We start from the raw sequence: 12865 nt of genomic DNA on the forward strand, positions 1-12865 counted from the left end.
CAAAGGGCGAGCGGGGTCGCAGACAGTGGGGTCGCCCTTTCTTTGGTGACTTTCTTTCGGCGAAGCGAAAGAAAGTCACTGCGCCGCCGGGCGCACATCCCGGCCAGCTGCCCCAGGCAAAAAGCGCAGAGCCCAATAAAGCGCAGAGCTTATTTAAAAGGATAGCTACCAGCGCAAGCCAGATAAGCCCAAGAGCCCAATTCGACCCACAACAGGCCCGAAACAGCCGTCACTTCAGCGCCCCAAACACCTTCTTCAAGATGGCGCTCCCCGCCGCCGCCGGGTTCTGTCGCAGCTGCTGCTCTTGCTCGCCGATCACCAGGAACAGCCCGTCCAGCGTCTTGCCGGTCACGTACTGCTCGAGGGTCGCGTCCTCCTTCTTCACCAGGCCGAAGCCGGCGGCCTTTCCGGCAAAGGCGTTGTACTGCTGGGCCAGGCCGACCTTGCGGGTGGCCTGGGTGACGATGGGCAGGAACTTCTGGCCCAGCGGGGCGCGGGTTTTTTCGGAAAAGAACTGCGTCACCGACGTGTCGCCGCCGCTCAGGATGTTCTTGGCATCGGTCACGCTCATGCTGCGCACGGCGCCGACCAGCAGGTCCTTGCCCATGGGCACGGCGGCTTCGGCGGCGCGGTTGATCGAGGTCTCCAGTTCCTCGATGCGCTGCCCCTGGCCGAACTTCTTCAGCAGCTTGGCGGCATCGTTGAGGTAGCCCGGCAGCGGGATGCGCACCTTGGGGTTGTTCAGGAAGCCGCCGGACTGCCCCAGCAGGCCCACGGCGGCCAGCGCGCCCTGCTCGAGCGCGGCCTTCACGCCGCTGCTGGCGTCGGCATTGCTCAGGTCCGCGAGCGTCAGCGCCTGCGCCCGCGCCCGCGCCGTGGCCAGGAGGATCAGGGCCGCAAGGCCGGAGGCCTGGAATTGGCGTCGTTGCATGGAAGGCTCCTTGGAGAAAACGAAAACGGAAGATGGCCCCAGTGTGCCGCGTGTGTGAACGTGGCGTGAGAAGCCCCTAACCGAGCAGCGCCGGCAGCTCGGCCATGTCGGCCATCACATGCACGGCACCCGCCGCGCGCAGCGCCTCGGGCGTGCCGTGGCCCACGGGAGAAGGGCTGTAGCCGACCACCGTGGCGCCCGCGGCCACGCCCGCGGCGACACCGGTCACCGTGTCTTCGACCACCAGGCAGTGCGCGGGCGGCACGCCCAGGGCGGCGGCGGCCGCCAGGTACACGTCGGGCGCGGGCTTGGTGGCCGGCATTTCGTGGCCGCTGAAGATGCGGCCGGCAAAGTACGGCGCCAGGCCCACCTGCGCCAGCTGCATCTCGACCTTGAAGCGGTCGGCGCCCGAAGCGCAGGCGATGCGGCCCTGCAGGCGCGCGTGCACGGCGCGCACCGCCTCGGGGGCGCCGGCGATAGGCAGCAGGTGCGCCTGCAGCTGGGCGTTGCGGCGCGCATAGAACTCGTCCATCCAGGCGTCGGTGAGCGCCCGGCCGGTGTGCGCCTCGATGCGCGCGGCCTCGCTGCGCACCGTCTTGCCGATGAACAGGCGCATGCATTCCTCGGGCGCCAGCGCCCAGCCGGCCTCGTTGAGCATGGTGCAGAGCACGCCGTTGGTGAGCGGTTCGCTGTCGACCAGCACGCCGTCACAGTCGAACAGGATGGCTTCAAATTTCATAGCTATTGGCGCTTGATGGGTAAGCGTTTGGGGTGGTTTTGGCTGGTATTTTGGAAACCACGCGGCCGGCGCGGCGCCGTTGCTTTTATTTTGATAGCTTCTCGCGCAGTCAGGCCAAGGGCTGGAAGCCTGTTTGGCGTGAAATCAGCGGCTGTCGCCGTCGACGTAGAACCAGCGCCCGGCTTCGCGCACGAAGCGGCTGAGCTCGTGCAGGCGCACGGCGCGGCCGGCGACGCGGTAGCGGGCGACAAACTCGACCTCGGCATGGTCGGCGCCCTGCACGCGGTGGCGGCGCACCTCCAGCCCGAGCCAGCGCGCGCCTGGCTCGAACTCCAGCGTGGCCGGGCGGGTGCCCGCGTGCCATGTCGCGAGCAGGTAGTCGCGCCGCTGCAGCACGAACGCGCTGTAGCGCGAGCGCATCAGGTGCTCGGCGTCGGGCGCGGGCGTGTCGTTCAAATGGTCCAGATAGCGCCCGCAGCAGTCGCCGAGCGCCAGCGGCTGGCGCCGCGGCGAGAGTGCGCCACAGGGGCAGGGGGCAGAAAGCGGTGAAGGCATGGCCGCCGGATTGTCCGCGATCGTGGCCAGGTCGGCCCCGCGTGGGGGGCAGCCGCCCCTCGCTGGCCAAGGCATGCGCCGCCGCGTCGGCGGCTAACGCCACAGGAGCAGCAGCTTGACCAGGCCCGCCGCCCCCAGGCCCAGGCCCAGCAGGGCAGCCAGCCGCTCGCCCGCGGGCAGCAGCTTCTCGATCGCGACCGCCATGGCGAGCGCGGCAACCCAGGCGAGGTTCATGGTGCCGCCCACGAACAGCAGGGCCATCAGCGCCCCGCAGCAGCCGACGCAGAACAGGCCGTGGCGCAGGCCCATCGCCCACGCGCCGCGCACGCCCGCGCGCCACTCGCCGAGCAAGAACCCCATCGGCGTGCGGCAGCGCGACAGGCAGGCCCGCTTGAGCGGCGAGAACTGGTAGGCGCCCGCGATGCACAGCAGCAGCGCGGTGAGCCACGCCGACCGGCTGGCGGCCATCGGATCGGTCCAGCCCAGGGCCTGCAAGGCCCATTGCGCCGCGGTCGCCGCCCCGCTGAAGGCGCCCCACACCAGGAGGTAGGCGGCCACAAACGCCAGCGCCCGCGCCTGTTCTGCGCTGCGCTCGCACAGCCGGGTGAAGGCCAGGACCATGGGCAGCGCCGACGGCAGCATCATCGCGGCCATCATCAGCGCCCACATCGCCCAGACCGCGAGCACGCTGGCCGCGCCCCAGTCGGCAGCGTCCGGCATGGCCAGCTGCGCCAGCGGCTGGCCCATGTCGACCGCCATCCAGACCAACACGGCCCAGCAGACCAGGCTGGCGGCCAATATCCCCGCGGCCCATCGGCGGCGGTGGGCCATGGGCGAGCCACCACTCTGCGGGGCTGGGGCGCCCGAAGCGCGTTCCGGTTTTCGCATGGGCACCCCTTCCTGCGCGTCAGGCGCGCAATCCCACGATGCGCGTGACGGTGCCGGCCGTCAAGCCGCAGGGCACGGGCTCGGCACGCCCATCGGGCAGGTTGCCGGCAGGGCGAAAGTCCAGCTTGCGAACGTTCCGGCGCAGGCATAGAGTGCTTGGGTGCAGCCGCTGCTGCCCGCCTTGAGCGCCCTGCACGCCGGGTTCCGCACCGGCACCTCGCACAAGGAGTAACACCATGTCTGCTTGGCACATCACAGGTCACTACATGGAGACCTGCAATTGCACATTTCTGTGCCCCTGCATCGTCTCCAACCTCACAGCACGGCCGACCGAAGGCGACTGCAAGGCGGCCCTTGCGTTCCACATCGACCAAGGCGCGAAGGACGGCCTGGCGCTCGACGGGCTGTCCTTCGTGCTGATGCTGCATGCGCCCGGCCCGATGGTCGAAGGCCACCTGACCGTGGGGCTGATCGTTGACGACCGCGCTTCGGACCCGCAGCTCGAGGCCCTTGGCGCCATCGCGAGCGGAGCGGCCGGCGGTCCCATGGCCGCCCTGGCGCCGCTGGTCGGCACGAACGCCGGCATCGAACGGCGCCCGATCCGCTTCGACGCCCAGGGGCTGCATTACGCGCTGGCCGCAGGCGATCTGGTGGACCAGGCCTGCGACGGCGTGCCGAGCGCCGCCGACCCGGCACAGGCCATCGGCATCGACCACACCATGCACCCGGTCAACGGCCGGCTGTCTCTGGCCAAGGCCACGCACAGCCGCTTTCACGCCTTCGGCATCGACTGGGACGACAGCAGCGGCACCCGCAACGGGCACTTTGCGCCGTTTGCCTGGGCCGGCTGAGGTCTGTCGCAGGAAGCGCTCGCAGCGCGCGCGGGCCTGGCGCCGCCCGGAAGGCGCCGTTCAGCTATCAAAAAAAGAGCTTACAGCGCTGACCCCGACTGCGCTGCAGCCTGTTTTCATCCATAAACCAACCCTTGTCTGGGAGAAGGAGGTCCGACCTGAGACGCGCGGGAAAAGGGCCGCTCGGCCTGCCCTGCACGCCATGCGGCACCGCGGCCCGTAGACTGGCCGCTTCTGTCGGTGCGGCCTCCGCCGCGCCCTGCAAGGGAGGAGATGCCAATGTTCTCGATGAGCGTGCCGTGGTGGGAGTTTGTGCTGCGCGGGGTGGCGGTGTACCTGTTCCTGCTGGTGTTTCTGCGCCTGACGGGCAAGCGCCAGACGGGACAGTACGCGCCATTTGACCTGGTCTTGCTGCTGATCCTGTCGAACGCGGTGCAAAACTCGATGAACGCCGGCGACAACTCGCTGGTCGGCGGCCTGATCTCGGCCAGCACGCTGCTCAGTTGCCATGTGGCGCTGGCGCACCTGAGCTTTCGCCACCCCCGGATTTCGCGCTGGGTCGACGGCAAGGCGCAGAAGCTGATCGACCAGGGACAGATCGACCGCGCCGTGATGCGCAGCGAACTGCTGACCCACGACGACCTGGAAGCGGCGCTGCGCGCCGGCGGCTGCCTGAACGCCCACGAGGTCGAGCGCGCCACCATCGAGACCAACGGCCAGATCACCGTGGTGCTGCGCCAGCGCAGCGGCGCCGCCTGAGCCTGGGGTGGCGCCCCGGCGGCCGCGCTGCCGGGTGTGAGCAGCCCTGGATCCGTTAAGCAAATGCCGATTTATTATTTGCGGTTTGCATATTCCATGCATCATCATGCAATATTTGAATCATTGAACGCATGGAACTCCGCCAACTCGAAGCCTTCGCTGCCGTCATGTCGGTGGGCAGCGTCACGGGCGCGGCCAAGCTGCTGAACCGTTCGCAGCCGGCCGTGACGCGGCTCGTGCAGGAGCTCGAGGCCGAGATCGGCTACGCACTGTTCACGCGCCACGGTCCGCGGGTCACGCCGACCGCGCAGGGCCTGCTGCTCTACGAAGACGCCGAACGGGCGCTGGCCAGCCTGCGCCAGGTCCATGCGCGCGCGGCCGAGATCGCCCGTGGCGATGACCAGCCGCTGCGGCTGGCCGCCACCTCGGCCCTGGCGGTCGGGCTGCTGCCGCAGGCGCTGCGGCGCGCCGAGGCGCACCTGGGCGCCACCCCGGTCCAGCTGCGCTCGGCCGCGCCCGAACAGGTCGTGCACGCAGTGCTGACCGGCGCCGTGCAGCTGGGCGCCTGCAGCCTGCCGCTGGAGCACCGCGGCCTGCAGGTGCACTGGATCGCGCAACTGCCCTGCGTGGCGGTGCTGGCGCAGGGCGACCCGCTGGCGGCCCTGGCCACCGTGCCGCTGGCCGCGCTGACGCAGCGGCGCCTGATCACTTTGAGCAACCCGTTTCGCCTGCGCCACCGGCTGGACGCGGTGCTGGGGCCCAACCCGCGGCGCGGCGATGGCCTGATAGAGACCAACGCCTCCATCAACGCCCAGGCCCTGGTGCGCGCCGGGCTGGGCGTGGCCGTGCTGGAGCCGCTCACGGCCCTGGGCGCGCCGCTCGATGGCGTGGTCGTGCGCCCGCTGGACGTCGATATTCCTTTCTTCTTTGGCGTGATCACCCCGCAGGCCCACCCACTGACGGCGCCCGTGCGCGCCCTGGCCGAGGCGCTGCGCGAAGCGGCCCTGGCCCTGCCGGGCTGCCGGCAACACGATGTGGCCGACCACGCGAGCCTGCTGCAGGCCGGGTCCGCGGGCGATGCCGCGCCCCCTCTGACACTTACGAACCCATGAATTCAACGACCGACCTCTTCCCCATGAACCACGTCTGCGCAGACGGCCTGGCGGCGCTGGAAGCGCGCCTGCGCCAGGACTTGCAGTGGCTGTGCCTGCCCCCGCGGCGCTGGGTGCCGCCGCGCCAGCAGGACGGCGCCGAGGTGCTCGACACCGCCATCGTCGGCGGCGGCATGGCCGGCCTGGCGCTGGCCGCCGCGCTCACCCACCTGGGCGTGCAGGCGCGCATCTTCGACCGCGCGCCCGAAGGCTTCGAAGGCCCCTGGGCCACGACGGCGCGCATGGAGACGCTGCGCTCGCCCAAGGAACTGACCGGCCCGGCGCTCGGCTTTGGCGCCCTCACCTTCCGCGCCTGGTTCGAGGCCCAGTTCGGCCTGGCCGCCTGGGAAGCGCTCGACAAGATCCCGCGCCTGCAGTGGATGGACTATTTGCGCTGGTACCGCCGCGTGCTCGCGCTCGACGTGCGCAACGAGCAGCGCGTGCTGGCCGTGCGGCCGCGCGCCGACGGCGTGGTGCAGCTCGACCTGGCAGACGACACGCAGGGCGGGCGCCCGTACCAGGTGCTCGCACGCCACGTGGTGCTGGCCACCGGCCGCGACGGCCTCGGCGGCCCCTGGGTGCCCGACTGGGCGCAGGCGCTGCCGCGCGACCGCTGGGCGCATTCGGCCGACCTCTGGGATGCCGCGCGGCTCGCGGGCAAGCGCGTGGCCGTCATCGGCGGCGGCGCCTCGGCCATGGACAGCGCCGGCACCGCGCTCGAAGCGGGCGCGGCGCGCGTTGACCTGCTGGTGCGCCGCAGCGAGATGCCGCGCATCAACAAGGGCAAGGGCGCCGGCAGCCCCGGCGTGGCGCACGGCTTCCAGGCGCTCCCCGACGACTGGAAATGGCGCTTTCGCCACTACATCAACGTGCAGCAGGTGCCGCCGCCGCACGGCAGCACGCTACGCGTTTCGCGCCATGCGAACGCGCACTTCCACCTGGGCACGCCCGTGCTGTCGGCCGCGCAGCGCAGCGACGGCGCGCTGCGCCTGGACACCGCCAAGGGCCCGCTGGCCACCGACTTCGTGGTCTTTTGCACCGGCTTTCGCCCCGACTGGGGCCAGCGCCCCGAGTTCGCCGCTTTCGCCCCGCAGGTGCGGCTGTGGCAGGACCGCTACCAGCCCGCACCGGGCCAGGAAGACGCCGAACTGGCGCAGTCGCCCGACCTGGGCGCGCTGCTCGAATTCCAGGAAAAGGCCCCCGGCGCCTGCCCCGGGCTCGAGCGCGTGCACTGCTTCTGCTACCCGTCGGCGCTGTCGCACGGCGCGGTGGCAGGCGACATTCCGCAGATCAGCGACGGTGCCAAGCGCCTGGGCCAGGGCCTGGCCGCGAGCCTGTTCACCGAAGACGCCGCACTGCACTTTGCCGCGATGGAGCGCTACGCCGAGCCCGAGCTCGACGGCGACGAATGGACGCCGGCCGACTTTCCCGCCTACGTCGACGGAGAGCGCCCATGAGCGGCTGGCTGCTGCGCCGCGTGGCCCAGGCGGCCCTGGTGGTGGTGGTGATGACGCTGATCGTCTTTGCCGGCCTGCACGCCATTGGCAACCCGGTGGACATCCTGATCGGCGACGACATGAACCAGCAGGAGCGGCTCGAGGCCATTGCCCGCCTGGGCCTGGACCAGCCGCTGTGGCGCCAGTACCTGGCCTTTGTCGATGGCGCGCTGCACGGCAACCTGGGCAAGAGCTTCGTCTACCAGGAAGACGCGATCCGCCTGATCCTGCACCGGCTGCCCGCCACGCTGGAGCTGGCCGTGTGCGCCCTGCTGCTGGCGATCGTGATCGGCGTGCCGCTTGGGCTGTTCGCCGGCATGAAGCCCGACCACCCGGTCTCGCACACGCTGATGGCCGGCAGCATCGTCGGTTTTTCGCTGCCGGCCTTCTGGGTGGCGCTGATGCTGATCATGGTGTTCAGCGTGCAGCTGGGCTGGCTGCCGGCCAGCGGCCGCGGCGAGACCCGCGCGCTGCTGGGCATCGAGTGGTCGTGGCTGACGCTCGACGGCCTGCAGCACCTGATCCTGCCGGCCTTCAACCTCGCGCTGTTCAAGATCTCGCTGGTGCTGCGCCTCACGCGCGCCGGCGTGCGCGAGGTGCTGCCGCAGGACTTCGTGAAGTTCGCCCGCGCCAAGGGCCTGTCGCCCGCGCGCGTCATGGTCATGCATGTGCTGCGCAACACGCTGATCCCGCTGGTCACGGTGCTCGGGCTGGAGCTGGGCGCGACGATTGCCTACGCCGTCGTGACCGAGACCATCTTTGCCTGGCCCGGCGCCGGCAAGCTGATCCTCGACAGCATCAACTCGCTCGACCGGCCCGTGGTGGTGGCCTACCTGATGGTGGTGGTGGTGATCTTCGTCACGCTGAACCTGGTCGTGGACCTGCTCTACAAACTGCTTGACCCGCGCGTGCGCCTGGAGGCCGCGAAATGAAAACCTCCCGCAGCTTTGACGAGCACTCGATCTGGTGGCGCGTGGGCGCCGACTTCCTGCGCTCGCGCGTGGCCGTGGCCGGGCTGGTCGTGCTGGTCCTGGTCGCGCTGGCCGCCCTGGCCGCGCCCTGGATCACGCCGCAGAACCCGTACGACCTGATGCAGCTCGACGTGCTCGACGCGCGCCTGCACCCCGGCACGCCGAGCAGCTCGGCCGACTACACCTACTGGCTCGGCACCGATGGCCAGGGCCGCGACCTGTACTCGGCCATCGTCTACGGCCTGCGCATCAGCCTGCTGGTGGGCGTGGGCTCGGCGCTGATCGCGGCGGTGCTCGGCACGCTGGTCGGCCTGCTCGCGGCCTACGCCGGCGGCCGGGTCGATGCGCTGCTGATGCGCGTGGTCGATCTGCTGCTGTCGTTCCCGACCATCCTGATGGCGCTGATGATCCTGGCCTACGTCGGCAAAGGCGTGGGCAACGTGATCCTGACGCTGGTGCTGCTCGAATGGGCCTACTACGCGCGCACCGCGCGCGGCCAGGCGCTGGTCGAGACGAACCGCGAATACGTCGAGGCGGCGCGCGGCCAGGGCATTCCGCGCTGGCGCATCCTCACCGGCCACATCCTGCCCAACTGCCTGCCGCCGCTCTTGGTGATCGGCGCGCTGCAGATCGCGCGCGCCATCACGCTCGAGGCCACGCTGTCGTTCCTGGGCCTGGGCGTGCCGATCACCGAGCCCTCACTGGGCCTGCTGATCTCGAACGGCTACCAATACCTGCTGTCCAACGAATACTGGATCAGCTTCTTTCCTGGCGTGGCCTTGCTCGCCACCATCATGGCGATCAACCTGGTCGGCGACCAGCTGCGCGATGTGCTGAACCCGAGGCTGCAGAAATGAGCACCGCAATCCCCCAAGAACCGCCCACCCTCGAAGTGCGCGGGCTGCAAACGCGCTTTCATACGCGCGCCGGCGTGCTGCCGGTGGTCAATGGCGTCTCGTTCACGCTGCAGCGCGGCAAGGTGCTCGGCCTGGTCGGCGAATCGGGCTCGGGCAAGTCGGTCACCGGCTTTTCGATCATGGGCCTGGTCGATCCGCCGGGCCGCATCGAAGGCGGCCAGGTGCTGTTCCAGGGCCGCGACCTGACGCAGCTGCCGCCGCGCGAACAGCGCGCGCTGCGCGGCAACCGCATCGCCATGATCTTCCAGGACCCGATGGCGACGCTGAACCCGGTGCTGCGCGTCGACACGCAAATGATCGAGGCGGTGCAGGCCCACCGCAAGGTCTCGACCGCCGAGGCGCGCCAGCAGGCCAGCGATACCCTCGCGCTGATGGGTATCCCGAGCCCCGACGACCGGCTGCGCGCCTACCCGCACCAGCTCTCGGGCGGCATGCGCCAGCGCGTGGCGATTGCGATCGCGCTGCTGCACGGCCCCGACCTGATCATTGCCGACGAGCCGACCACGGCGCTCGACGTGACCATCCAGGCGCAGATCCTGTCGGAGATGCAAAAGCTCGTGCAGAGCACCGGCACCGCGATGATCTGGATCAGCCACGACCTGTCGGTGGTGGCTGGCCTGGCCGACGACATCGCCGTGATGTATGCGGGGCGCATCGTCGAGCACGGCACCGTGGACGACGTGCTCGACCACCCGCAGCACCCCTACACCCAGGGCCTGATCGGCAGCCTGCCCAGCGCCAACCGCCAAACGCGCCAGCGCGGCGCGCGGCTGCAGCAGATTCCCGGCATGGCGCCCAACCTGCTGCACATGCCCCCGGGCTGCGCGTTCGCGCCGCGCTGCGCGCGCGCCAGCGCGGTCTGCGCGACCCTGCCCGAGATGACGCAGCCGCGCCCCGAGGCGCCGGGCCACACCGTGCGCTGCTTCCACCCCGGCGCTGCGCCGGCCACCGCGGAGGCCGCGGCATGAGCACCGACACCGCACTGCCCCTGGTCGACATGCAGGGCGTGACCAAGCGCTTTGGCGCGCAGCCGCCGCCCGGGCCCCTGGGCCGGGCGCTGCGCCGGCTCGGCTGGGAGACGCCGCCCGTGGTGACGCACGCCGTCGATGGCGTGGACCTGGCCGTGCGCCCCGGCGAAGTGGTCGGCCTGGTCGGCGAGTCGGGCTGCGGCAAGTCCACGCTGGGCCGCATCGCCGCCGGGCTGCTCTCGCCCACCGAAGGCGTGGTGCGCGTCAACGGCGCACCGCTCGAAGCGCTGGACGGCCCGCAGCGCCTGGCCGCGCGGCTGCGCGTGCAGATGGTGTTCCAGGACCCGTTCGCCAGCCTGAACCCGCGCCTGCGCGTCTCGCGCATCGTCGGCGAGGCCGCGCGCCTGCACGGCCTGACCGATGCGGCCGGCGAGGACGACTACGTCGCCGCCCAGCTGCAGCGCGCCGGGCTCGACCCCAGCCTGCGCCACCGCTACCCGCACCAGTTCAGCGGCGGCCAGCGCCAGCGCATCGGCATTGCGCGCGCGCTCGCCGTGCAGCCGGCCATGCTGGTCTGCGACGAGGCCGTGGCCGCGCTCGACGTGTCGATCCAGGCACAGATCCTGAACCTGTTCATGGACCTGCGTGACCAGCTCGGCCTGGCCTACCTGTTCATCAGCCACGACCTCGGCGTAGTCGAGCATGTCTGCGACCGCGTGGCCGTGATGTACCTGGGCCGCGTGGTCGAGAGCGCGCCGGTCGAAGAGCTGTTTGCCCGGCCCAACCACCCCTACACCCAGGCGCTGCTGGCCGAGATTCCGCGCATCGACGTGCGCCGCACCCGCTTCAGCGCGATCCGCGGCGAGATCCCTAGCCCGATCGCGCCGCCCAGCGGCTGCCACTTTCACCCGCGCTGCCCGCACGCCATGCCGCGCTGCAGCGTCGAAGTGCCGCAGCTGCGCGGCATCGCCATCCGGCACGCCAGCGCCTGCCATCTGAACGATGCGGCCTGAACCCCTTGTTTTCCTGATCTGTCATTCCTGAAAGGCATCGCCATGAACCACCGCAAGCTCTCCCTCATCGCCGCGGCCGTGCTGGCCGCCAGCGCGGCCGCCTCGGCGCAGACGCTGTCCATCGGCTTTGCCGACCCGGTCTCGTCGGTCGACCCGCAGCTCAACAACCACGCCGGCGACCGCTCGCTCGCGCTGCATTTCTGGGACTCGATCATCAACTCGCGCGACGGCGGCAAGCTCGAACCGGCGCTCGCGTCGAGCTGGAAGGCGCTCGACGACAAGACCTGGGAATTCAAGCTGAGGAGCGACATCAAGTGGCAGGACGGCACGCCGTTCACGGCCGATGACATCGTGTTCTCGTTCCAGCGCGCGCGCAGCGTGCCCGGCACCGTGGCCTCGTACACCGGCGCGCTGCGCACAGTGGAATCGACCACCGCCAAGGACCCGCACACCGTCATCGTCAAGACCAACACGCCCAACCCCATGCTGCCGCTCGACATCGCGTCGATCTACATCGTGAGCAAGCATGTCGGTGAAAAGTCCAAGACCGAGGACTACAACGCCGGCCGCGCCGTGGTCGGCACCGGTCCGTACAAATTCGTCTCGTACAGCCCCGGCGACCGCACGGTGTTCGAGCGCAATCCGTCGTACTACGGTCCGAAGCCCGTGTGGGACAAGGTCAACTACCGCTTCATCAACAACGGCGCGGCGCGCACGGCCGCGCTGCTGGCCGGCGACGTGGACGTGATCGACAAGGTGGCCGTGACCGACGTGGCCAAGCTCAAGAAGACGCCGTCCGTCAGCGTCTACACCTACCCGGGCCTGCGCGTGCTGCTGCTGCAGCCGAGCTTCCGCCCCGGCCCCAACGAGTTCATCACCGACAACGCCGGCAAGCCGCTCGACAAGAACCCGCTGCAGGAGCTCAAGGTGCGCCAGGCGCTGTCGGTCGCGATCAACCGCAAGGCGATCGCCGACCGCATCCTGCAGGGCACGGTGACCGAGGCCAACCAGTGGATGCCCAAGAACACCTTCGGCTACAACCCCGAGGTCAAGGACATCGCCTACAGCGCCGAGCAGGCCAAGAAGCTGCTGGCCGAGGCCGGCTACCCGCAGGGCTTCCAGATCACCATCCACGTGCCCGGCGACCGCTACCCGCAGGCGCCCGAAACCGTGCAGGCCGTGGCCCAGTTCTGGACCCGTGCGGGCGTCAAGACCAAGGTCGAGGTCGTGCCATGGAGCGTGTACGCCGGCCGCGCCGGCAAGAACGAATACGCGGTCAGCGTGATCGCCTGGGGCAATGGCACGGGCGAAGCCGGCTACGGCCTGCTGCAGACGCTGGCCAGCACCGACGCCAAGCGCGGGCGCGGCGTCAACAACTGGGGCCGCTACAGCAACGAGGCCGTGGACAAGGCGTTCGATGCCGCCACCGTCGAGTTCGACGCCAAGCGCCGCGAGGCCATCTTCCGCCACTCGGTCAAGCTGGTCACCGACGACGTCGGCCACATCCCGCTGTTCCACTACCAGAACATCTGGGCCGCCAAGAAGGGGCTGAAAGTGGTGCCGCTGCTGAGCGACCGCACGACCGCGATGCAGGTCAGCCCGGTCGCCAAGTAAGGGAGCGCGCGC

14 protein-coding genes are annotated in these 12865 nt (G+C 70.1%); 9 read left to right on the top strand and 5 right to left on the bottom strand.

The features are described from left to right. Positions 1–229: 229 nt before the first annotated feature. The 5 genes from B2J86_RS05070 to B2J86_RS05090 form a co-directional block, all read right to left on the bottom strand. Positions 230–931 (bottom strand): DUF4197 domain-containing protein, encoded by a 702-nt coding sequence (locus B2J86_RS05070; protein ID WP_173024873.1) that lies wholly within the window; start codon positions 929–931, stop codon positions 230–232. Positions 932–1007: 76 nt separating this feature from the next. Then, positions 1008–1670, bottom strand: coding sequence for an HAD family phosphatase (locus B2J86_RS05075; RefSeq protein WP_169169845.1), 663 nt, complete (start codon positions 1668–1670; stop codon positions 1008–1010). A gap of 144 nt (positions 1671–1814) precedes the next feature. Next, positions 1815–2225, bottom strand: a complete 411-nt coding sequence (locus tag B2J86_RS05080) for a YchJ family protein (RefSeq protein ID WP_169169846.1) — start codon at positions 2223–2225, stop codon at positions 1815–1817. Between the two features lie 93 nt (positions 2226–2318). Continuing rightward, positions 2319–3056 carry a DUF2182 domain-containing protein gene (locus B2J86_RS05085; protein ID WP_240965041.1) on the bottom strand — a complete coding sequence of 246 codons (738 nt, stop codon included), beginning with the start codon at positions 3054–3056 and terminating at the stop codon, positions 2319–2321. Between the two features lie 76 nt (positions 3057–3132). Next, positions 3133–3351: a hypothetical protein gene (locus B2J86_RS05090; protein ID WP_169169848.1), complete on the bottom strand. Its 219-nt coding sequence runs from the start codon at positions 3349–3351 to the stop codon at positions 3133–3135. Here B2J86_RS05090 and B2J86_RS05095 point away from each other — a divergent pair. The 9 genes from B2J86_RS05095 (at position 3350) to B2J86_RS05135 (ending at position 12853) form a co-directional block, all read left to right on the top strand. Continuing rightward, positions 3350–3964 carry a DUF1326 domain-containing protein gene (locus B2J86_RS05095; protein ID WP_169169849.1) on the top strand — a complete coding sequence of 205 codons (615 nt, stop codon included), beginning with the start codon at positions 3350–3352 and terminating at the stop codon, positions 3962–3964. The genes B2J86_RS05090 and B2J86_RS05095 overlap by 2 nt on opposite strands. 279 nt (positions 3965–4243) lie before the next feature. After that, positions 4244–4723: a DUF421 domain-containing protein gene (locus tag B2J86_RS05100; protein WP_169169850.1), complete on the top strand. Its 480-nt coding sequence runs from the start codon at positions 4244–4246 to the stop codon at positions 4721–4723. A 131-nt stretch (positions 4724–4854) separates the two neighbouring features. Then, positions 4855–5835, top strand: a complete 981-nt coding sequence (locus B2J86_RS05105; RefSeq protein ID WP_169169851.1) for a LysR family transcriptional regulator — start codon at positions 4855–4857, stop codon at positions 5833–5835. 23 nt (positions 5836–5858) lie between these two features. Further along, positions 5859–7331: an NAD(P)/FAD-dependent oxidoreductase gene (locus tag B2J86_RS05110; RefSeq protein ID WP_169169852.1), complete on the top strand. Its 1473-nt coding sequence runs from the start codon at positions 5859–5861 to the stop codon at positions 7329–7331. Then, the gene (locus B2J86_RS05115; protein WP_169634260.1) at positions 7328–8302 is read left to right on the top strand and encodes an ABC transporter permease; all 975 of its coding nucleotides are present in this window, start codon (positions 7328–7330) and stop codon (positions 8300–8302) included. Before B2J86_RS05110 ends, B2J86_RS05115 begins: the two co-directional genes overlap by 4 nt. Beyond that, entirely contained in the window at positions 8299–9198 is a 900-nt protein-coding gene (locus B2J86_RS05120) for an ABC transporter permease (RefSeq protein WP_169169854.1), read from the top strand. Before B2J86_RS05115 ends, B2J86_RS05120 begins: the two co-directional genes overlap by 4 nt. Continuing rightward, positions 9195–10226, top strand: a complete 1032-nt coding sequence (locus B2J86_RS05125) for an ABC transporter ATP-binding protein (protein ID WP_169634262.1) — start codon at positions 9195–9197, stop codon at positions 10224–10226. Before B2J86_RS05120 ends, B2J86_RS05125 begins: the two co-directional genes overlap by 4 nt. Continuing rightward, positions 10223–11239, top strand: coding sequence for an ABC transporter ATP-binding protein (locus B2J86_RS05130; protein WP_169634263.1), 1017 nt, complete (start codon positions 10223–10225; stop codon positions 11237–11239). Before B2J86_RS05125 ends, B2J86_RS05130 begins: the two co-directional genes overlap by 4 nt. 42 nt (positions 11240–11281) lie before the next feature. Further along, complete coding sequence (locus B2J86_RS05135; RefSeq protein ID WP_173024874.1) at positions 11282–12853, top strand: ABC transporter substrate-binding protein; 1572 nt, start codon at positions 11282–11284, stop codon at positions 12851–12853. Positions 12854–12865 lie beyond the last annotated feature (12 nt).

The organism is Acidovorax sp. SRB_14 (assembly GCF_012932145.1).
Lineage (GTDB): Bacteria > Pseudomonadota > Gammaproteobacteria > Burkholderiales > Burkholderiaceae_C > Simplicispira.

Bases quoted from the DNA above. Each gene is read 5' to 3' on its own strand.
- B2J86_RS05085 (WP_240965041.1), bottom strand. From the start codon at position 3,056: ATGGCCCACCGCCGCCGATGGGCCGCGGGGATATTGGCCGCCAGCCTG.
- B2J86_RS05135 (WP_173024874.1), top strand. From the start codon at position 11,282: ATGAACCACCGCAAGCTCTCCCTCATCGCCGCGGCCGTGCTGGCCGCC.
- B2J86_RS05075 (WP_169169845.1), bottom strand. From the start codon at position 1,670: ATGAAATTTGAAGCCATCCTGTTCGACTGTGACGGCGTGCTGGTCGAC.
- B2J86_RS05110 (WP_169169852.1), top strand. From the start codon at position 5,859: ATGAACCACGTCTGCGCAGACGGCCTGGCGGCGCTGGAAGCGCGCCTG.
- B2J86_RS05095 (WP_169169849.1), top strand. From the start codon at position 3,350: ATGTCTGCTTGGCACATCACAGGTCACTACATGGAGACCTGCAATTGC.
- B2J86_RS05105 (WP_169169851.1), top strand. From the start codon at position 4,855: ATGGAACTCCGCCAACTCGAAGCCTTCGCTGCCGTCATGTCGGTGGGC.
- B2J86_RS05070 (WP_173024873.1), bottom strand. From the start codon at position 931: ATGCAACGACGCCAATTCCAGGCCTCCGGCCTTGCGGCCCTGATCCTC.
- B2J86_RS05090 (WP_169169848.1), bottom strand. From the start codon at position 3,351: ATGGTGTTACTCCTTGTGCGAGGTGCCGGTGCGGAACCCGGCGTGCAG.
- B2J86_RS05115 (WP_169634260.1), top strand. From the start codon at position 7,328: ATGAGCGGCTGGCTGCTGCGCCGCGTGGCCCAGGCGGCCCTGGTGGTG.
- B2J86_RS05130 (WP_169634263.1), top strand. From the start codon at position 10,223: ATGAGCACCGACACCGCACTGCCCCTGGTCGACATGCAGGGCGTGACC.
- B2J86_RS05125 (WP_169634262.1), top strand. From the start codon at position 9,195: ATGAGCACCGCAATCCCCCAAGAACCGCCCACCCTCGAAGTGCGCGGG.
- B2J86_RS05120 (WP_169169854.1), top strand. From the start codon at position 8,299: ATGAAAACCTCCCGCAGCTTTGACGAGCACTCGATCTGGTGGCGCGTG.
- B2J86_RS05080 (WP_169169846.1), bottom strand. From the start codon at position 2,225: ATGCCTTCACCGCTTTCTGCCCCCTGCCCCTGTGGCGCACTCTCGCCG.
- B2J86_RS05100 (WP_169169850.1), top strand. From the start codon at position 4,244: ATGTTCTCGATGAGCGTGCCGTGGTGGGAGTTTGTGCTGCGCGGGGTG.